Source organism: Halobaculum rarum, from assembly GCF_040025155.1.
Classification (GTDB): Archaea; Halobacteriota; Halobacteria; order Halobacteriales; family Haloferacaceae; genus Halobaculum; species Halobaculum rarum.
Map to the genome: position 1 here is coordinate 924,842 of NZ_CP157275.1, position 17,539 is coordinate 942,380.

22 protein-coding genes are annotated in these 17,539 nt (G+C 68.6%); 10 read left to right on the forward strand and 12 right to left on the reverse strand.

The window, feature by feature from the left end; translation table 11 throughout:
* Nucleotides 1–170: 170 nt before the first annotated feature.
* Nucleotides 171–491, reverse strand: a complete 321-nt coding sequence (locus ABJD39_RS04840; protein ID WP_348612657.1) for a hypothetical protein — start codon at nt 489–491, stop codon at nt 171–173.
* Nucleotides 488–2,935, reverse strand: coding sequence for a penicillin acylase family protein (locus ABJD39_RS04845; RefSeq protein ID WP_348612659.1), 2,448 nt, complete (start codon nt 2,933–2,935; stop codon nt 488–490). The genes ABJD39_RS04840 and ABJD39_RS04845 overlap by 4 nt, the downstream gene beginning before the upstream one ends.
* 90 nt (nt 2,936–3,025) lie before the next feature.
* Here ABJD39_RS04845 and ABJD39_RS04850 point away from each other — a divergent pair, with 90 nt between their 5' ends.
* From ABJD39_RS04850 to thsB, 3 genes are all read left to right on the forward strand, one after another.
* The gene (locus tag ABJD39_RS04850) at nt 3,026–3,202 is read left to right on the forward strand and encodes a hypothetical protein (protein WP_348612661.1); all 177 of its coding nucleotides are present in this window, start codon (nt 3,026–3,028) and stop codon (nt 3,200–3,202) included.
* A 55-nt stretch (nt 3,203–3,257) separates the two neighbouring features.
* Nucleotides 3,258–3,677 carry a DUF7383 domain-containing protein gene (locus ABJD39_RS04855; protein WP_348612663.1) on the forward strand — a complete coding sequence of 140 codons (420 nt, stop codon included), beginning with the start codon at nt 3,258–3,260 and terminating at the stop codon, nt 3,675–3,677.
* Between the two features lie 234 nt (nt 3,678–3,911).
* Nucleotides 3,912–5,552 carry a thermosome subunit beta gene (gene thsB / locus ABJD39_RS04860; RefSeq protein WP_348613701.1) on the forward strand — a complete coding sequence of 547 codons (1,641 nt, stop codon included), beginning with the start codon at nt 3,912–3,914 and terminating at the stop codon, nt 5,550–5,552.
* 125 nt (nt 5,553–5,677) lie between these two features.
* Here thsB and ABJD39_RS04865 read toward each other — a convergent pair whose 3' ends face one another.
* Both ABJD39_RS04865 and ABJD39_RS04870 read right to left on the reverse strand, forming a co-directional pair.
* Nucleotides 5,678–6,199, reverse strand: a complete 522-nt coding sequence (locus ABJD39_RS04865; protein ID WP_348612665.1) for a hypothetical protein — start codon at nt 6,197–6,199, stop codon at nt 5,678–5,680.
* 151 nt (nt 6,200–6,350) lie between these two features.
* A complete protein-coding gene (locus ABJD39_RS04870; RefSeq protein WP_348612667.1) occupies nt 6,351–6,677 on the reverse strand; it encodes a hypothetical protein in 327 nt (108 codons plus the stop codon).
* A gap of 235 nt (nt 6,678–6,912) precedes the next feature.
* Between ABJD39_RS04870 and ABJD39_RS04875 the strand changes: the two genes are divergently transcribed.
* Nucleotides 6,913–7,908 (forward strand): ornithine cyclodeaminase family protein, encoded by a 996-nt coding sequence (locus ABJD39_RS04875; RefSeq protein WP_348613702.1) that lies wholly within the window; start codon nt 6,913–6,915, stop codon nt 7,906–7,908.
* 45 nt (nt 7,909–7,953) lie between these two features.
* Here the strand turns inward: ABJD39_RS04875 and ABJD39_RS04880 are convergent, their stop codons facing one another.
* On the reverse strand, nt 7,954–8,184 hold the full coding sequence (locus tag ABJD39_RS04880; protein WP_348612669.1) for a DUF7535 family protein: 231 nt from the start codon (nt 8,182–8,184) through the stop codon (nt 7,954–7,956).
* A gap of 136 nt (nt 8,185–8,320) precedes the next feature.
* On the opposite strand from ABJD39_RS04880, the gene leuS reads away from it, so the two are divergent.
* The gene (gene leuS, locus ABJD39_RS04885; protein ID WP_348612671.1) at nt 8,321–10,990 is read left to right on the forward strand and encodes a leucine--tRNA ligase; all 2,670 of its coding nucleotides are present in this window, start codon (nt 8,321–8,323) and stop codon (nt 10,988–10,990) included.
* A 38-nt stretch (nt 10,991–11,028) separates the two neighbouring features.
* Here the strand turns inward: leuS and ABJD39_RS04890 are convergent, their stop codons facing one another.
* Nucleotides 11,029–11,520, reverse strand: coding sequence for a hypothetical protein (locus ABJD39_RS04890; protein ID WP_348612673.1), 492 nt, complete (start codon nt 11,518–11,520; stop codon nt 11,029–11,031).
* A gap of 126 nt (nt 11,521–11,646) precedes the next feature.
* Here ABJD39_RS04890 and ABJD39_RS04895 point away from each other — a divergent pair, with 126 nt between their 5' ends.
* Nucleotides 11,647–12,126: a hypothetical protein gene (locus ABJD39_RS04895; protein ID WP_348612675.1), complete on the forward strand. Its 480-nt coding sequence runs from the start codon at nt 11,647–11,649 to the stop codon at nt 12,124–12,126.
* Between the two features lie 80 nt (nt 12,127–12,206).
* Here the strand turns inward: ABJD39_RS04895 and ABJD39_RS04900 are convergent, their stop codons facing one another.
* Nucleotides 12,207–12,638, reverse strand: coding sequence for an Hsp20/alpha crystallin family protein (locus ABJD39_RS04900; protein ID WP_348612677.1), 432 nt, complete (start codon nt 12,636–12,638; stop codon nt 12,207–12,209).
* Nucleotides 12,639–12,808: 170 nt separating this feature from the next.
* Here ABJD39_RS04900 and hisH point away from each other — a divergent pair, with 170 nt between their 5' ends.
* Entirely contained in the window at nt 12,809–13,453 is a 645-nt protein-coding gene (gene hisH / locus ABJD39_RS04905; RefSeq protein WP_348612679.1) for an imidazole glycerol phosphate synthase subunit HisH, read from the forward strand.
* Between the two features lie 259 nt (nt 13,454–13,712).
* On the opposite strand, the gene pheA is transcribed toward hisH, so the two are convergent.
* The 4 genes from pheA to ABJD39_RS04925 all read right to left on the reverse strand — a co-directional run bounded on the left by pheA (nt 13,713) and on the right by ABJD39_RS04925 (nt 15,823).
* Entirely contained in the window at nt 13,713–14,534 is an 822-nt protein-coding gene (gene pheA / locus ABJD39_RS04910) for a prephenate dehydratase (RefSeq protein ID WP_348612681.1), read from the reverse strand.
* Nucleotides 14,535–14,624: 90 nt separating this feature from the next.
* Complete coding sequence (hisE, locus tag ABJD39_RS04915; RefSeq protein WP_348613703.1) at nt 14,625–14,900, reverse strand: phosphoribosyl-ATP diphosphatase; 276 nt, start codon at nt 14,898–14,900, stop codon at nt 14,625–14,627.
* Between the two features lie 83 nt (nt 14,901–14,983).
* Nucleotides 14,984–15,613 (reverse strand): pyridoxal 5'-phosphate synthase glutaminase subunit PdxT, encoded by a 630-nt coding sequence (pdxT, locus tag ABJD39_RS04920; RefSeq protein WP_348612683.1) that lies wholly within the window; start codon nt 15,611–15,613, stop codon nt 14,984–14,986.
* Nucleotides 15,614–15,661: 48 nt separating this feature from the next.
* Nucleotides 15,662–15,823 carry a preprotein translocase subunit Sec61beta gene (locus tag ABJD39_RS04925; RefSeq protein WP_073306607.1) on the reverse strand — a complete coding sequence of 54 codons (162 nt, stop codon included), beginning with the start codon at nt 15,821–15,823 and terminating at the stop codon, nt 15,662–15,664.
* 135 nt (nt 15,824–15,958) lie between these two features.
* On the opposite strand from ABJD39_RS04925, the gene ABJD39_RS04930 reads away from it, so the two are divergent.
* Both ABJD39_RS04930 and ABJD39_RS04935 read left to right on the forward strand, forming a co-directional pair.
* A complete protein-coding gene (locus ABJD39_RS04930; protein WP_159668971.1) occupies nt 15,959–16,225 on the forward strand; it encodes a thioredoxin family protein in 267 nt (88 codons plus the stop codon).
* 129 nt (nt 16,226–16,354) lie between these two features.
* Nucleotides 16,355–16,504 (forward strand): 50S ribosomal protein L40e, encoded by a 150-nt coding sequence (locus ABJD39_RS04935; RefSeq protein ID WP_222916830.1) that lies wholly within the window; start codon nt 16,355–16,357, stop codon nt 16,502–16,504.
* Between the two features lie 106 nt (nt 16,505–16,610).
* On the opposite strand, the gene ABJD39_RS04940 is transcribed toward ABJD39_RS04935, so the two are convergent.
* A complete protein-coding gene (locus tag ABJD39_RS04940; protein ID WP_348612686.1) occupies nt 16,611–17,237 on the reverse strand; it encodes an MBL fold metallo-hydrolase in 627 nt (208 codons plus the stop codon).
* Nucleotides 17,238–17,361: 124 nt separating this feature from the next.
* On the opposite strand from ABJD39_RS04940, the gene ABJD39_RS04945 reads away from it, so the two are divergent.
* Nucleotides 17,362–17,535, forward strand: coding sequence for a DUF5786 family protein (locus ABJD39_RS04945; protein WP_348612688.1), 174 nt, complete (start codon nt 17,362–17,364; stop codon nt 17,533–17,535).
* Nucleotides 17,536–17,539: the final 4 nt, after the last annotated feature.

The window sequence follows — 17,539 nt, forward strand, 5'->3', positions numbered from 1 at the left end:
CCACTTAACGGGCGCGTCATCCCACAGGCCGTCCTGAAGGTTCAAATACCGGAACGGGACCAGTCGTCGTGTGACGTGACCAGGGTCGTCGGGGACCCCGGGCGGGTGTGTGGTCCAGCCCCGACGATCACGCGGTGAGCCGACCGAGACCGCGACGCGAGGACCGCCTGTCAGCCCACCACGCCGCGAGCGAGGCCGCCGACGGCGCCCCCCACGACGGCGGCGCCGACGGCGACGCCGAGCGGCTGCGTCATCGCAAGCGCGGTGTCGAGTCCGCCAGCCAGCGACAGCGACGCCGCCGTCGCCGCGAGCGTGAGTACCCCAAACGCGACGCCCGCGGCGACGCCACGGGGCCACGTTCGCTGCGGGAGCGCGACGAGCGCCGCCCCCGCGACCAGACCGAGCCAGTGGACGGACGCGAGACCGAGGCCGGCGATCACCGCCAACGCCGTCGCGATCCACCGGATCCGGCGATCGCCGCCGGAAGTCACTCGCCGTCACCCCCGGCGAACCGCACCGCGAGGTCGCCGCGCATCGCGCGGTCCATCGGCTTGTACTCGCCGTTCGCCCAGCGACGCAGTTGGCCGTCGTAGTCGTCGCTGTAGACGTTCCCGTCGTTGCCGCCGGGGAGGATGCACTGCGAGGTCGTCTCGTCCATCGGACACACCTGTCGCCAGCTACTGCCGGCGCCCGACTCGACGCGGAAGTTGAACAGCGTCGCCGCCGAGCCGTCGGTTGGGTAGCGCGGGTAGTTGAGGAACGACTGGTCGAACGGATGGTCGATAGCCGTGCGGTTGTAGTCGCCGTACGTCTCCCAGCCGCCCGCGGCGACCTGCCCGCGCGCCTTCTCGAAGGCGTCTGCCGCCGCGCTCGCCCGCCCGCCGTCGAACCACTCGTCGCCGAGCGTCGCGAGCACCCACTGGTTCGGGGCGTACGCCGACGCGTCGCGCCGGCCGTCGAGCTCGCCGAGGGCGTCGGCGACGAACCGACCCTCGTAGGCGTCGAGGAAGTGGACGAACAGCAACGGCTCTCTGGCGTCGCGTTCGGCCTCCCCGTCCCACTCCAGAACGCTGTCGAGGTCGTCACGGGCGTCGCCGGAGAGCTCGGACCGGGCCTCCTCCAGCACCGGCCTGTAGTGTTCCAGTCGGCCGTCCCGTACGTCGCGCTGGAGGTCCCGCAGATCCGCCGGCCCCACGTCGCCGCGGTCGACGAGCGCGTCGAGGCGCTCCCACAGCCGGATCCCGCGGAACGGCTCGCTGTAGTCCTCCGCGAGGTAGTACGGGTAGTCATCGTCGTCGACGACCCGCTGGTTCGCGGTGCCGACGTAGTCGGGGTCGTCGTCGTGGGGCATCTCGTCGAACGGGATGAACCCCTCCCACGACGACTCGCCGTACGGCGTGTACCCGGCCCACTCCCCCTCGCGAGCGGAGCCGTCGAACACCCGCGTTCCCGGGACCATCTCGCCGTCGGTTCGTCGGATCGGGACACGTCCAGTGACGCGGTAGCGGACCGAGCCGTCGCGACCGGCGTAGACGAAACACTGCGTCGGCTCGCCGAACTCGCGCAGCGCCTCGTCGATGTCCTCGGCGCCGCGCGAGCGGTTGATCCCGAGGATGCCGTTCGTTGCGTTCGTCGCCGAGAGACCCGTCCACGCGATGCCGAGTTCGCTCCGGAACTCGTCGCCGCCGGCGCCCGCGCTCAGCACCGCGCCGTGGACGGACTTCTTCACGTCGACGTCTCGGTCGGCCGCCCCAGCGACCTCGATCGTCCGGGTCTCGACCTCGAACGATCGCCAGCGGTCGCCGTACCGGTACTCCGCCCCGTCAGCGCGGGTCTCGTACCCGTAGAAGTCGATCACGTCGCAGCCGGCGTTGGTGAACCCCCACGCGCCGCGGTCGTTCTCGCCGATGATCACGAACGGGACCCCGGGGAAGGTGACGCCACGGACCTGATAGTCGGGGTGGCGGAGCGCCTGCTCGTACCACACTGGCGGCGCCATCAGCGAGAGGTGCGGGTCGTTCGCCATGATGGGCTCGCCGCTGTCGGTGTGGTCGGCTCCCACCGCCCACGAGTTGGATCCCGCCCACGCGGGCGGCTCGACGCCCGCGAGCCACCCGTCGAACTCAGGGTCCGTTGCGACCGACGCGCGACTGCTCGTGTCGTCGTCCGGGTCCGACACCGGGACACGAAGCGCATCGCCGTCCGGAACAGGCCAGCCGTCGGTCGCGTTGGCGTGGCCGAGGATTGCCGCGTCGTGGTCCAGTCGGTGGGGCATGATCGTCTCGGCGGCGTCGGCGCCCAACTCCGCCCGGAGGGTCTCCCTGCGGAGCGTCCGGAAGCTCCCGGTGAGCGTCCACGCGATCTGCTTTTCCGCCAGCATCACGTCCGCCGGCGTCCACGGCGCCGGCTCGTAGTCGAGCAGTTCGAACTCGAGGGGCGTCGGGAGGTCCTCGCGGGCGCGATTCACACCCTCACAGTACGCCTCAACGAGCGGACCCGCCTCCGTGTCGCGAACGAGGTCCCAGGTCGCGTCGACGGCGGTCGCAAAGTCCATCCGAACGTGGAAGCGGTCGGAGTCGAGCGTCGCCTCCCCGACAACCGCCGAGAGCTGGCCTCGCATCTGTCGGCGTTGGAGGTCCATCTGGAACAGTCGGTCCGCGCCGTGCGCGTAGCCGGCGGCGAAACACAGCGCGGCCTCGTCGTCCGCCTCGATCCGAGGGACGGCCTCGTCGTCGTATCTGAGGGTCGCGTCGCCGGCGTCGCTCGGGACACGCACGGGCGGGTCGTCGCCGGCGGCATCCCACGCCCCGCCCGAAAGCGGCGCGAACGCCGAGAGGTAGCCGCGAACCGGCCCGAGAAAGCCACCGCCCACTGCGCCCCCGGCGACGGCCGCGAGCAGCGCCCGTCTCGTCGGGTGAACTGAACGTTCGGTCACGATCGACGAGACGCGCGATCAGTCATAAGTCCACAGGCACCTCGGCGGCGGAAAGATTCATAACCATGGGTGGTGTTGACACGGTTGTCAATGCCAGACACGAAGCGCGGACGCGAACGGCAGGGGCGCAAGAAGATCGAGCAGTTGGAGCAACACCTCGCCGAGCGAGAGGTCGAGACGCTCGACGCCGACGACGCGCTTCCGGAGTATCCGCCCGAGGACACCGGCTCCGAACTGCTGTCCGCGCCGCCACAGGAAGCGGAGTGACCGCCGGCCTACACGAAGAGCCGTCTTTTTGCCGCGCGGTCGCCAACTCCGGCCGATGACCGAACGTGCGACGTACGCCACCGTCTACCTCGGCGCACAGCTCTCGCCGTCGGAGCTTGATCTGGACCTCGACTGGGCCGACGACGCCGGCGATCGGACCGACGACCACGAGTTCGAGGTGTCGACCGACGATCCCCGCGAGGCGTACCTCGAGATCCAAGCGTTCGACGTCGCGGAGTACGGCCACGAGGTACTCGTGAACGGGGACCCCCTGTCGGGGTTCGACATCCCGCCGAACGAGGGGTGGCAGCTGTGGACCGACACCGTGAGCGGTGTCGACCTTCGCGAGGGGACGAACACGCTCGCGATCGCGCGCGACACGGACACCGACGACGCCTTCGCCGTCGGAACGGTCCGCGTGCACTGGAAGGAACCCGTCGACGGGTTCCGGTCGAAGGATCCGGTCGACGAGTAGCGACCGCGGATCGAACGTATATAAACTGGCATTCGTGTCGTCTCCGGCCAGTCGAAATGCCTGTGGATATTGTCACCAGTTAACACCCTCTATAGCGACACAGTACTGCGATTCTGGTGAGAAGTGCGATCGCGGCACCGATGAACCGCAACCACACGAGACGCAAGGTTTTATATAGAATCACAACCACAGTTACTCCTGTACATGAGCCAGCGACGTATGCAGGGTCAGCCCATGATCATTATGGGTGAGGACTCTCAGCGAGTGAAGGACAAGGACGCGCAAGAATACAACATCTCCGCGGCGCGTGCCGTAGCCGAGGCCGTTCGTTCGACGCTCGGCCCGAAGGGAATGGACAAGATGCTCGTCGATTCGATGGGCGAGGTAACCATCACGAACGACGGTGTCACCATCCTCCAGACGATGGACATCGACAACCCGACGGCCGAGATGATCGTCGAGGTCGCCCAGACCCAGGAGGACGAGGCGGGCGACGGGACGACGACGGCCGTCGCCATCGCGGGCGAGCTTCTCAAGAACGCCGAGGACCTCCTCGAACAGGAGATCCACCCGACGGCGATCATCAAGGGCTTCCATCTCGCCAGCGAGCAGGCCCGCGCCGAGGTCGACGAGATCGCCACCGACGTCGACCCCGACGACGAGGACCTGATCAGGAAGGTCGCCGAGACCTCCATGACCGGCAAGGGCGCGGAGCTGGAGAAGGAGGTCCTCGCGGACCTCATCTACCGCGCGGTCAAGCAGGTCACCGTCGAGGCGGACGACGGCTCCTACGTTGTCGATCTCGAGAACGTCGCGATGGAGACCCAGACCGGCCGCTCGGCCGGCGAGTCCGAGCTCCTGCAGGGCGCGGTCGTCGACAAGGACCCGCTCCACGACGACATGCCCTCGGCAGTCGAGGACGCAAACGTCCTCCTGCTGAACGATCCGATCGAGGTCGAGGAGGCCGACGTTGACACGCAGGTGTCCATCGACTCGCCCGACCAGCTTCAGCAGTTCCTCGATCAGGAGGAGGACCAGCTCAAGCGGAAGGTCCAGCAGATCAAGGAGACGGGCGCGAACGTCGTCTTCTGTCAGAAGGGCGTCGACGACCTCGCCCAGCACTACCTCGCGAAGGAGGGCATCCTCGCGGCCCGCCGCGTGAAGAAGTCCGACCTGAGCTTCCTCAAGAACATCCTCGGCGGGAACATCGTCTCGGATCTCGACTCCGCGACCGCGGCCGACCTCGGCCACGGTTCGGTGTCGCGTGACGACGCCGACGAGCTGTTCTACGTCGAGGGCGGCGACGACGCCCACGGCGTCACGCTGCTGCTGCGCGGCTCGACCGACCACGTGGTCGACGAGCTGGAGCGCGGTGTCCAGGACGCGCTGGACGTCGTCTCCACGGCCGTCTCCGACGGCCGCATCGTCGCCGGCGGCGGCGCCATCGAGGTCGAGCTCGCCTCGCGCCTCCGCGACTACGCCGACTCCGTCGAGGGCCGCGAGCAGCTCGCCGTTGAGGCGTTCGCTGACGCGCTGGAACTGGTCCCGCGCGTCCTCGCCGGGAACGCCGGGCTCGATTCCATCGACACGCTGGTCGACCTGCGCGCCGCTCACGAGGCGGGCGACGAGAACGCCGGCTTGAACGTCTTCTCCGGCGATGTCGAGGACACCTTCGAGTCGGGCGTCGTCGAGACGGCCCACGCCAAGGAGCAGGCGCTCTCCAGCGCCACCGAGGCCGCGAACCTCGTCCTCAAGATCGACGACATCATCGCCGCGGGCGACCTGTCCACCGGCGGCAACGACGACGAGGAGGGCGGCGCCCCCGGCGGCATGGGCGGCATGGGCGGCATGGGCGGTATGGGCGGCGCGATGTGAAGCTGGGTACAGCCTAACCACTCACACGCGCACCCGACCGTCGTCTCGCCTCCGACCGAACCTTCGACTTCTTTCGACGCCGCGTTCAACTCACGAGCGACAGCGTTGCTCGGAGACGGCGCCGCTCAGCAGATCGCGTAGTACGGATACAGCTCGCCGTCGGACGTGATCTCGACGTAGGCGTTCCCGTAGCACAGCGAGGTCTCGATCGTAACCGACTCGGTCGCGTTCACTGCGGTCGCCGTGATCGTGAACCGTTCGATCCCGTCGGGGTCCGCCTCAGCCGTGTCGTAGACGACCTGTTCCTCGCCGGCGTCGAGGTCGTGCGTCCCCTCGTAGACCGTCTCGTTCGTCGCTTCGCGGACGACAGTCACCCGGACCGTCACGCTCCGGTTCCAGTCGTTCGTCACCGTGACGGAGTGGGAGGCGTCCGGCTGTTCGGAGGCGTACTCCGTCCCCGGCGGCGTGTACGTCGGCGTCTCGCTCGGCGGCGTCGGCGATGACGTGGGGGTCGGCGACGAAGTGGGCGTCGGCGTGCCGTCGGTGACCGTCCCCGTTCCCGTCCCCGGCGCCGGGCTTCCGAGACAGCCGGCCGTGACGATCACGACGACGAGGAGGACAGCCAACGGCGTCGATCTGGAGGGCATGACGCTCCGTCGTACAACGCAGCACGGAAAGTGCCTTCCGGAGACACAAACGGTCGTCTGTGCGACCGAGTGTCCGAGAAATCGAGCCGATCCGCGTGAGGGCCGACAGCGTCAGCGGACGTGTAGCGCGTCAGCGGCCGGATGGCGTACGTTACGCGTCGGAGGTCTCGTCGGCGGCGTCGGTCGTGTCGCCGTCGGCGTCAGCCGAATCACCGCCAGCGTCGTCGCCGCCGGCGATCCCGGAGACGGCCTCGCCGAGGGTATCAACGCCGCCGTCGAGGAACGACCGGATCGTGTCGTGGATGTCGCCCACGAAGTCCGGCACCGGGCCGGGGAGGTCGGTCGGCGGGCCGGCCTGGCCGACCGTTCCGTCGTTCGCGCCGGCGTCCGCGGGGGCGTTCCCCGGGGCCGCGGCGGCGACACCGGTCACTACGAGCAGAGCCGCGAGTGCGATCGCGGCGAGTTTCGTTCGGGTCATGTTGCACTCGCCCGTGTGGCCTCCGGGGTAAAGAGGAGTGAAGACCCGAAAGCCGAATTCGGGCGTTTCGACGCTTGATAAGCCCAATTAAGCTGACTTAATCCGGGGCTGTGCCGTCGCCGACACGGTTCGACCCCGCATCGACCGATCCTGCCTACGGTCCGACTCCCGCGCGGTGTCCCGCCGACCGCGACGCCGTACCGGTGGGTTCTAATCGGCCCGCGCAATTCTTGCGATCATGAAGACGCTGCTGCTCAACAGCGACGACGTGCACGAGAACGCCGAGATGGACGAACTCGTGCCCGCGATCGAGGAGGCGTTCGCCGCCTATCAGCGCGGCGACGCCCAGATGCCGCCCAAGAGCTACATCGATCTCCCGTCGTACAACGGCGACTTCCGGTCGATGCCCGCCTACCTCGACGCCGGCGACTGGGACGCGGCGGGCGTCAAGTGGGTTAACGTCCACACGGACAACGAGGAGCAGTACGACCTCCCGACGGTGATGGGGACGATGATCTACTCGGACCCGAAGAACGCGTTCCCGTTGGCGATCCTCGACGGCACGGAGCTGACGATGAAGCGCACGGGCGCCGCCGCCGCCGTCGCCACCGACCACCTCGCCGTCTCGGACGCCTCCTCGCTGGGGATCGTCGGCGCCGGCGTCCAGTCGTACACCCAACTCGAGGCGATCTCGTCCGTCCGCGACATCGAGGAGGTCGTGATCTCCGATCTCTCGGAGGAGCGCGTCGCCCGCTTCATCGACGCCTTCGAGGGCCGCTTCGACGTGCGCGCCGGCTCCATCGAGGAGGCCGCCGGCTGTGACGTGCTCTCGACGGTGACGCCCGTCGAGGAGCCGATCGTCCCCCGCGACGCCGTCGGCGACCACACCCACATCAACGCGATGGGCGCCGACGCCGAGGGAAAACACGAACTCGGGGACGAGGTGCTACTCGACGCGAAGCTCGTCATCGACGACTACGAGCAGACGACCCACTCCGGGGAGATCAACGTCCCCTACGCGGCGGGCGTCCTCGGCGACGACGACATCTACGGCCAGATCGGCGAGATCGTCGTCGGCGAGAAGGACGGCCGCACCGACGCGGACGGCATCACCGTGTTCGACTCCACGGGCCTGGCGATCCAGGACGTGGCCGCCGCTCACGTCGTGTACGAGCACGCGAACGAGCGCGACAACGGCTACGAGTTCGACCTGCTGGGCCTCGCGGAGTAGGTCCGCCGACTGTCCACGGGAGCGTACTACTTCCGCGGCGGCGTACTACTCGGCGTCGCCGGTGATCGCCTCGATCACCTTGGTCACGCCCCAGACGACGGCGACGAACGGAAGCAGCGGGAACAGGATCACGAGCAGCCCGAGGAAGATCGTCCACCCGACCGCGTTCATCTCGTCGTCCGAGTGCGACGTGTACCCGGGCGTGACAGTCCGGTAGGCCGTCTTCAGGAGTCCGGCGTCGTCGGCCGCATCGCGGGTGTCGATATCGGCACTCATGCCTACGGATAGATCGGATAACAGCATATCGCTTGTGTCGGTTGGCGGGCTCCGAAACCGTGCTCCGTGTTGGCAACTACCGCTGTGTTCGATGGAAAGGTATAGGGGTGGAAGCGGCCGAACGAGCACATAAGAAATGTCCGAGGAGGGTTACGACCACACGGCGGTCGAACGACGCTGGCAGGAGGCGTGGGCGGAGGCCGACGCCTACCGGACGCCGGACGACGCCGAGGATCCGACGTACGTGCTGGGGATGTTCCCGTACCCGTCGGGGAAGCTCCACATGGGCCACGTCCGCAACTACACGATCACGGACGCGTACGCCCGCTACCGGCGGATGCGCGGCGACGACGTGCTCCACCCGATGGGGTGGGACTCGTTCGGGCTGCCCGCCGAGAACGCCGCCAAGGAACGCGACTCGAACCCGCGCGACTGGACGATGGACTGCATCGACACCATGCGCGGGCAGATGGAGGCGATGGGCTTCGGCTACGACTGGGACCGCGAGATCACCACCTGTGAGCCGGAGTACTACCGCTGGAACCAGTGGCTGTTCCAACAGTTCCACGAGGAGGGGCTGGTCGAGCGCCGCGCCGCCGAGGTGAACTGGTGTCCCTCCTGTGAGACCGTCCTGGCGGACGAGCAGGTCGAAGGAGAGGACGAACACTGCTGGCGCTGTGACACGCTGGTCGAGCAGCGCGAGTTGGACCAGTGGACGCTGGGGATCACCGCGTACGCCGACGAACTGCGGTCGGCCATCGACGACCTGGAGGGGTGGCCCGACAGCGTCCGCGAGATGCAGCGCAACTGGATCGGCAAGCAGGAGGGCTCCAGGGTGGAGTTCCGTGTCGAGAACCACGGTCCAGTCGAGGCGTTCACCACCCGACTGGACACCATCTACGGCGCGACGTTCTTCGCGCTGGCGCCGGATCACCCCATCTCGGAGGAGCTGGCCGCCGAGGACGACGATATCCGCCACTTCGTCGAGGAGGTCGCCGACCCCGACGGCGACGAGCCGAACGGCATCGAGACGGGGCTGACCGCGACCAACCCCGCAACCGGCGAGGAGGTGCCCGTGTTCGTCGCCGACTTCGTCCTCTCGGACGTGGGGACGGGCGCGCTGATGGGCGTCCCGGGCCACGACGAGCGCGACCACGCCTTCGCCGAGCGCATGGGCGTCGACATCGTCCCCGTCGTCGCGCCCGAATCCGACGGCGATGCCGAGCCGGAGATCCCCGACGTGAGCGAGGGCGCCTCCACCGAGGACGGCGTCGTCGTCAACAGCGGCGAGTACGACGGTCTGTCGAGCGCGGAGGCGCGCGAGGCGCTGACCACCGACATCGACTCCGCCGCGTTCCACACGCAGTACCGCCTGCGCGACTGGCTGATCTCCCGCCAGCGCTACTGGGGGACCCCGATCCCGGTGATCCACTGCGACGACTGCGGTCCCGTCATGGTTCCCGAGGAGGACCTGCCGGTCGAGCTGCCGGAGTTCGTCAACACGACCGGGAACCCGCTGGACGCCGCCACTGAGTGGAAACACACCACCTGTCCCGACTGCGGCGCCGACGCGGTGCGCGAAACGGACACGATGGACACGTTCGTCGACTCCTCGTGGTACTTCCTGCGGTACGTCTCGCCGGACCTGGACGACGCGCCGTTCGACGTGGAGCGCGCGAACGACTGGATGCCGGTCGACCAGTACGTCGGCGGGCTGGAGCACGCGGTGATGCACCTGCTGTACGCGCGGTTCGCCACGAAGGCCATCGCGGACATGGACATGCTGGAACACCGCGAGCCGTTCACGAACCTGCTGGGACAGGGCATGGTGCAGTTGGAGGGCGAGAAGATGTCCAAGTCGAAGGGCAACACCGTCTCCCCCCAGCGCATCGTCGACGAGTACGGCGCCGACACCGCGCGCCTGTTCATGATGCAGGCTGCCCGCCCGGACACCGCCTTTGATTGGTCCGAGGAGGGCGTCAAGTCGACCCACCGGTTCCTGGGTCGGCTGGCCGAGACCGTGCGCTCGTTCGCCGGGAACGACGCCGGCGCCGGGGCGGATCCGGACGACGCCGATCCGGCCGCCCGGTACGTCCGCTCGGAGGTCGACGCCGCGGTCGCCGTCGCCACCGAGAACTTCGACGACCTGGGCTTCGATCTGGCGACGCGCGAGGCACAGCAGCTGGTCGGAACGCTGCGAAGCTACCGCGCGTACGTCGACGAGGTGCACGCGCCCACGTTCGAGCGCGGGCTGGAGGCGGCGATCAAACTGCTGGCGCCGGTCGCGCCGCACCTGACCGAGGAACTGTACGCGGAGCTGACCGCCGGCGACGGACTGCTGGTCGACGCCGACTGGCAGACTGCCGACGCCGACCTGGAGGAAGTCGACAAGCGCCGCCAACTGGTCGAGAACACCCGCGAGGACGTGCGCAACATCGTCGACGTGGCGGGGATCGAGGACCCCGAGCGCGTCGACGTGGTCGTCGCGCCCGAGTGGAAACACGAGGCGCTGGCGATCGCCGTCGACAGCGACGCGCCGAACCTGGTCGGCGAGCTGATGCAGAAGCCCGAGATCCAGCGGCACGGCTCGGCCGCCTCCGACTACGCGAAGGATCTGCAGGCCGAGCGCGAGGCGCTGCGTCTCACGCTGGCGCCCGAGCGCGAGCGGGAGGCGCTGGAGGCGGCGGCGTGGCTCATCGAACGTGAGTTCGAGGCGCCGGTTCGGGTGCTGTCGGCCGAGGAGGCCGACGACGCGGTCGCGAACAAGGCCGAGCCGGGTCGCCCGGCGATCGACATCGCGGAGTAGCGGGCGCGACTGCTCCTCACACGCTCACCCCCACACTCTCACTCTCGTTCGTTCCAGTCGAGATCCACGTCGCGCCGCGCGTCGGGGCCGACCGCGAACGGACCGAAGCCGTACACGACGACGAGCACCGCCAACGCCGGCAGGAGGTTACCGACGAGCGGAAGCAGGACGAACGGGAGATCGACGAACACCGTTCGCGGGACGAACGCCGCGAGCAGCGCCACCCACGCGCCCGGCAGGACGATCAGGCCGCCGGCGACCTCGACCCGGCGAGCACGGGTCGTCGCGCTTGCCGCCGCGCCGCCGCGCCACGCGCCCGCGAGGGCCGCGAGCGCGACGACGCCCGCGAGAAGGCCGCCATCGAGTGGCCCCGCGATCCCGCCGGACCATCCCGGCACGTCGAGGAAGGCGAGGACGCCCGACAGCGATACACCGAGGTGGACCGCGGCGAGCCCCGACGCGGCGGCGGCGACCGCGCGGTCGCGGGGCGTTCCGGGGATCGGCTCCGTCGACGCCGTGGGATCGGACACGGACGATAGAACACGAGCGGTGCTCAAGTCGGCGTCGACTCCGGCGAGTCGGATGGCCATCGAACGGGGATGCTCGCCGGGCGTCGCCGTCGCCGGGTTCAAGCTCGGCCCACGTGACAGCCGTCCATGGGCGAGACCGCGACCATGGTCCAACGTCGCCTGCGCGAGCGCCTCGCATGCGCCCTCCCCGAGTACGAGTGGCACGAGGAGTACGCTGTCGGCGACACGCCGGTCGACGTGGCGGGCGTGGGTGGCGCGCTCGTCCTCGTCGAACTGGAGTGGCGCCGTGCCGATCCCGCGAACAACACGGTGAAACTGTTCCGCGAACTCGCGGAGACGGATCTGGCGTCGTCGTTCGAGGCCGTCCACGTCGTCCAACTGTTCAGCCGCTACTACGATCTCGCGTCGGGCGGCGTGAGCACGAAGCGGCGTAACGCCGCCTTCGTCGGCGAGCGCGTCGCCGAGACGGTGCCGGCGGCGACGTTCACGGCGGTCACGCTCGGGATCGACCCTCCGAAACGAGGCGGCGACCTCCCGGAGAAGTGGCGGGAGTCGGTCGAGGTCGCAGTCGATCGGGTCAGTCGAGAAGTGACGAAGGAGCGCTAACGGGGACGAAAGCGGACGAGAATGGTAGAGGAGATAGACGAAGAGATCAGAAGAAAGCGGGAGTCAGGTCCACCCTCGGATCAGTTCACGTCGATGTGGTGGCCCTCGTCGCCCTCCTCGTCCGCGTGGACCTTGGGGAGAGTAACGGAGAGCACGCCGTTCGAGTAGGTCGCACTCGCGTCGTCCTCGCGGACCTCTGCGGGAAGGGTGATCGAGCGGCGCAGCGACTCGGCGCGGCGCTCGCGGCGCAGGTACGCGCCCGAATCGTCGCCCTCGTCGTGGCTGACCTCGTGCTCGGCGCGAATCGAGAGGACGCCGTCGCGGACGGTCAGGTCCATGTCCTCCGTCTCGAAGCCGGGGAGGTCGGCCATCACCGTGATCTCGTCGTCGTACTCGGCCATGTCGACGTCGATGCCCGAGCGTCGCATCCCGTCGAGGTCGCCCCAGTCCAGCCGCCCGACGTTGCGGGACATGCGGTCGAACATCCGGTTCATCTCGTCGAAGGGAGTCATATTACTCATGGAATGTCACCGATACAGAGAACGTCTCGTCAGCTATTAAACACCGCTGGACGCGTGGTAGCCCGCTTCACGGCCCGAGAAACGGTCTCTCCGACGCCGACGCCCCGCGGACGCGGGCACCGACGGGTAACCGTTTTCACCGCCCGTCCCGCAGGTCGGATATGAACGTCACCGTCATCGACTACGGCGTGGGCAACCTCCGGAGCCTCCGCCGCGGACTCGAACGGGCCGGCGCGGACGTGACGGTTTCCGACGATCCCGACGCGATCCGCGACGCGGATGCGCTCGTGCTCCCGGGCGTCGGCGCGTTTCAGGAGTGCGTGAACAACTCCGAGCCGTTCCACGACGTGCTGATCGAGAAGGCCGAAGACACGCCGATACTCGGCGTCTGCGTCGGACTCCAGCTCATGTACGAGGAGAGCACCGAGGGCGTGCCCGAGGGCGAGACCGTCGAGGGGCTCGGTCTCATCCCGGGACGCGTCGAGCGACTTCCCGACTCCGTGAAGGTCCCGCACATGGGCTGGAACGAACTCGTGCCCGAGCGCGATCACCCGATCACGGACGGGATCGAGGCCGGCGACTACGCGTACTTCGTCCACTCGTACTGCGCGGACGTGACCGATCGCACCATCGCCTCCTGCGAGTACGGCCGCCGATTCGCGGCCGTCGCAGCCAACGAGGCGGGAAACGTGATCGGCACGCAGTTCCACCCGGAGAAGAGCGGGGAGACCGGACTGAAGGTCCTGAGCAACTTCGTCGAGTACGCCGAGGCGTACCACGCCGGCGAGGTCGCCGCCGCCGAGTGACGGGCCGCGCGGTCCGCCATCGGGTCGCCACCGGTCCACCGGTGATCCGCTCCGACCCACTGACGTGCCGGCGACAACGACGGACTCTCCCCTTCCTTCTCGCGAACGTTGAAGTCGGAAGCCGTGACCAGAGCCCCCGTGCGGTGAGCACGGTCCCCGACGGGAAGCGGGTGCGCGACGCCGGCGTCGGGGTGCTGTCGCGAGGTGTCGCCTGTTCGCCACCCGGTCCAGCAGCTATCGGTTCGGGTCGCGGACCGGCTCAGTACACCACGTGCTCGGTGTCGTACGAACCGAGGACGCGGACCCATCCGTTGCCGACGAGGTCCTCCACGTCGGCGAGCGCCGCCTGTGCCCGCTCCTCGTACAGGCCGGCCTCGAAGTCGATGTGGAACAGGTAGTCGCCGAGGCGCTCGCCGCTCGGGCGCGACTCGATCCGCGAGAGGTTCACGTCGCGGTCGGCGAACGCCTCGAGCAACTCCAGCAGCAGCCCGGGGTAGTTCGCGCTGGGGTAGACGACGACCGAGGTCTTGCCGCCGGCCTCGGTTCGTTCGTCGTCGCCGGCGATGACGAGAAACCGCGTCGCGTTCGACGACTGGTCCTGAATGTCCTCCGCGAGGACACGGAGGTCGACGCCGCCGTCGTCGGCCGTGGCGTTCGCGGGGTGGCCGATGCCGGCGACCGTCGAGTCCTCGCGGGCCCGCTCGACGCCGCGGGCCGTGGAGGCGACGGCCTCTCGCCGGGCGTCGGGGTACTCGCGCTCCAGGTAGTCGCGACACTGCGCGAGCGCCTGCGAGTGCGAGGCAACCACGTCGAACGTCTCCGCTTGCGCCAACAGCGCGTGGCGGATCGGCGTGACGATCTCGCGGACGACCGCCACGTCCGCCTCGGTGAGCGCGTCGAGACTCTCGGTGACGCTGCCCTCGATGCTGTTCTCGACGGGGACGACCCCGCGGTCGTACTCGCCGTCGGCCACCGCCTCGACGATGGCCGTGACCGACTCGCGGAAGGCGACGTCGTCGGCGACGGCTCGCGCGGCGCGATGGGAGTACGTGCCGGCGGGACCGAGTGTGACTGCCTGCATACCCCGCCGTGCGCCGGCGACCCCGATAAGGACACCGGGTCCGTCAGAATTTCCACACGACGACGACCCGGGCCGAGCGGGACCCGGATCTCAGAAGCGATCGCGCAGCTCCGCCTGCAGGTCCGCCACGTCGAGGTCCTTCCGCGCGAACAACACGAGCAGGTGGTAGACGAGGTCGGCCGCCTCCGCGGTCAGCTCATCGGCGTCGTCGTCTTTCGCCGCGAGGATCGTCTCGGTCGCCTCCTCCCCGATCTTCTCGAGCACCGCGTTCTCGCCCTTCTCGTGGGTGAACAGCGAGGCGGTGTAGGAACCCTCGGGGAGGCGCTCCTTTCGGTCCTCGATCGTCGCGAACAGCGCGTCGAGCACCTCCTCGTCGGCGACTGTGTCCGACTCGGGGACGGAGTCGCCGTCGGAGACATCAGGGTCTGTGTCGGCCGCGGCGTCGTCGCTCACGCGTCGGCCTCCGCGTCCGCGTCGGTGTCCGCCGGGAGCGCCGCGTGTTCCTGCCCGAAGAACGCCAGATCGTGGATCCGGGAGTCGGGCGTCAACTCGGGGTGGAACGAGGTAGCGATCACCGAGCCCTGCTTGACGGCGACCGGGTCGCCGTCCCACTCGGCGAGTATCTCGACCCCCTCATCGACCTCGTCTATGACGGGCGCGCGGATGAACACCGCCGGGAACGGCTCGTCGAGCCCGGTCACGGCCAGCGGCGCCTCGAAGGAGTCCGCCTGCCGACCGAACGCGTTGCGGTCGACACTCACGTCGAGCACGTCCAGCGTCGCCACCCGGTCGTCCTTGGCGTCGCGGGAGGCGACGATGAGCCCCGCGCACGTCGCGAGCAGCGGCTTATCCGCGGCGACGTGCGCGCGTATCTCTTCGTCGATGCCCTCCTCGCGCAGCAGCCGGGAGATCGTCGTCGACTCCCCGCCGGGCATGAGCAACACGTCACACTCCGGGACGACGCCGGCGTCGCGGATCTCGACGACCTCCACGTCGACGCCGTGGCTCGCGGCCGCGCGGCGAACCGTGTCGGCGTGCTCCGAGACGTCGCCCTGGACGGCGATAACGCCCGCTTTCATGGAGGAGAATCGACGGGCTGCGAGTGAAAAGCTGTCGTTCGGACGGAGTCAGAACGCGAACCCAAGGATCAACACGAGGATGCCGAAGAGGAGCCCGAAGGCGACGACGGTCTTCGGGTCGATCCGGATCGCGTTGCGGTCCTCCGCGTCGAAATAGCGGACGAGCCCCGCGCTGGACATCAGGCCGCCGCTGTTTTGGCCGCTGCTCATACATCGACGAACGTCGGTCCCCTGCGTAAGCCTTTCGACCGGCGGTCAAGCGCGGCCGGCACCCGGTGGCGGCCGGCCCGCAAGAACGGCCAGTGAGTAATCCTTATGCGCGCCCCGTCGCAACGGGCGGTCGGTATGAGCGTCCGACTCAAGGACTTCTACGCGGACTGGTGTGGCCCCTGTAAGACCCAGGACCCGATCCTCGACGAACTCGAGGAAGACTACCCCGACGTGAGCTTCGAGAAGGTCGACGTCGAGGAGGAGCAGGAGATCGCGAACCAGTATCAGGTTCGCTCGCTCCCGACCCTCATCGTCGAGAACGACGACGGCGTCGTCGACCGCTTCGTCGGCGTCACCCAGCGCGAGGACCTCGAGGAGGCCCTCGCGCAGGCCGGCGCGTAACGCCGGGTAGCCGTCGATCCAGTCGCAGCCGAGCGATTCTCCGTCGGGCTTGCGTACCGACAACCAGCGCCGTGCGGGTTCCGATCCGACTCGCAACCGTTAACACGGGCGCGGCCGCTTCACACACGTATGGCATCTTTCGAGGCGGCCGAGCGCCGTACGCTCGATAAACTCATCTGCATGCGATGCAACGCCCGGAACCCGAAGCGCGCGGACAACTGTCGCAAGTGCGGCTACGGGAACCTCCGCCCCAAGGCGAAGGAGCCCCGGACCGCCTAACGGCGCCGACCGGGCGTCGCGCCCGGACATCTCGCCCGTTCCTTCGGCCCACAGCGTCGCTAGCGATGGTTCCGCCGTTCTCCCTGCGGAGGGCGTCGAGCGGCCCCTACTCCTCCGGGTACTTCGGCTCACGACGTTCGGCGCGCGCGAGCGCCCGCTCGATCACGTCGCGAACGGAATCGCCATCGGCATCGGCGTGGAACGTGTCGCCGTGTCCGGCGTATAGCGACTCGACGGAGTCTGGAAGCCGGTCGAGCAGCTCTCGAAGGCTCTCGATGAGTCGCTCCCGTGACTGGCCGGCCATGTCGGTTCGGCCGAACGACCCGTCGTCGAAGGCGCCGTCGTTGTACACGACTACGTCTCCGGAGAACAGCGCGGTCTCCGTGACCAGCGAGACGTGGTCCGACGCGTGGCCCGGCGTGTACACGACTTCCGCCGTCTCGTCGCCGATCCCGACCTCGTCGCCGGCAGCGAGCGCGTGGTCGCGCCGCGGGTGGTCGCCGTAGGCGTACAGTTCCGCGTCGAACGCGTCGAGCACCGCGTCCAACTCGCCCACGTGGTCGTGGTGTTGATGCGTGAGAACCACCCGGTCGAGGTCGTCGGTGTGCTCGGTCAGCACGTCGACGACGCCCGGCATCGTTCCGGCGTCGACGAGCGTCGGTACCGCGCCGTCGACGAAGTAGGCGTTGCAGGTGAACTCCTCGGCCTCGCTCGTGACGTTGACCGCGTCCATATCCGAGCAGTGGGGTGCCGCGTGTAAAAGCCGACCTGCCGCGGCAGCGACGCGGTTGCGCGCTCGTCGCTCGGCCGGACAGCCCCCCAAATATTTCTGTCGGTACTGGCTAGGTACAACTGGTATGGGCTTCGGGAGCTACGACGAATCCGAACAGGAGAACCAGACGCTCGATTCGGATCTCGACGAGGACACCGTCGACGGCGGCGGCGACGTCGACCACGACGGCGACATCGAGTTCGAGTTCGAAGCCTCGAACGACGAGCTCCTCGACAAACTCGAGGAGATCAAAGACTGACGAT

Bases quoted from the DNA above. Each gene is read 5' to 3' on its own strand.
- ABJD39_RS04855 (WP_348612663.1), top strand. From the start codon at position 3,258: ATGACCGAACGTGCGACGTACGCCACCGTCTACCTCGGCGCACAGCTC.
- ABJD39_RS04945 (WP_348612688.1), top strand. From the start codon at position 17,362: ATGGGCTTCGGGAGCTACGACGAATCCGAACAGGAGAACCAGACGCTC.
- ABJD39_RS04880 (WP_348612669.1), bottom strand. From the start codon at position 8,184: ATGAGTGCCGATATCGACACCCGCGATGCGGCCGACGACGCCGGACTC.
- thsB (WP_348613701.1), top strand. From the start codon at position 3,912: ATGATCATTATGGGTGAGGACTCTCAGCGAGTGAAGGACAAGGACGCG.
- ABJD39_RS04900 (WP_348612677.1), bottom strand. From the start codon at position 12,638: ATGACTCCCTTCGACGAGATGAACCGGATGTTCGACCGCATGTCCCGC.
- hisH (WP_348612679.1), top strand. From the start codon at position 12,809: ATGAACGTCACCGTCATCGACTACGGCGTGGGCAACCTCCGGAGCCTC.
- ABJD39_RS04930 (WP_159668971.1), top strand. From the start codon at position 15,959: ATGAGCGTCCGACTCAAGGACTTCTACGCGGACTGGTGTGGCCCCTGT.
- ABJD39_RS04870 (WP_348612667.1), bottom strand. From the start codon at position 6,677: ATGACCCGAACGAAACTCGCCGCGATCGCACTCGCGGCTCTGCTCGTA.
- ABJD39_RS04925 (WP_073306607.1), bottom strand. From the start codon at position 15,823: ATGAGCAGCGGCCAAAACAGCGGCGGCCTGATGTCCAGCGCGGGGCTC.
- ABJD39_RS04895 (WP_348612675.1), top strand. From the start codon at position 11,647: ATGGGCGAGACCGCGACCATGGTCCAACGTCGCCTGCGCGAGCGCCTC.
- ABJD39_RS04865 (WP_348612665.1), bottom strand. From the start codon at position 6,199: ATGCCCTCCAGATCGACGCCGTTGGCTGTCCTCCTCGTCGTCGTGATC.
- pheA (WP_348612681.1), bottom strand. From the start codon at position 14,534: ATGCAGGCAGTCACACTCGGTCCCGCCGGCACGTACTCCCATCGCGCC.
- ABJD39_RS04940 (WP_348612686.1), bottom strand. From the start codon at position 17,237: ATGGACGCGGTCAACGTCACGAGCGAGGCCGAGGAGTTCACCTGCAAC.
- pdxT (WP_348612683.1), bottom strand. From the start codon at position 15,613: ATGAAAGCGGGCGTTATCGCCGTCCAGGGCGACGTCTCGGAGCACGCC.
- leuS (WP_348612671.1), top strand. From the start codon at position 8,321: ATGTCCGAGGAGGGTTACGACCACACGGCGGTCGAACGACGCTGGCAG.
- ABJD39_RS04850 (WP_348612661.1), top strand. From the start codon at position 3,026: ATGCCAGACACGAAGCGCGGACGCGAACGGCAGGGGCGCAAGAAGATC.
- ABJD39_RS04935 (WP_222916830.1), top strand. From the start codon at position 16,355: ATGGCATCTTTCGAGGCGGCCGAGCGCCGTACGCTCGATAAACTCATC.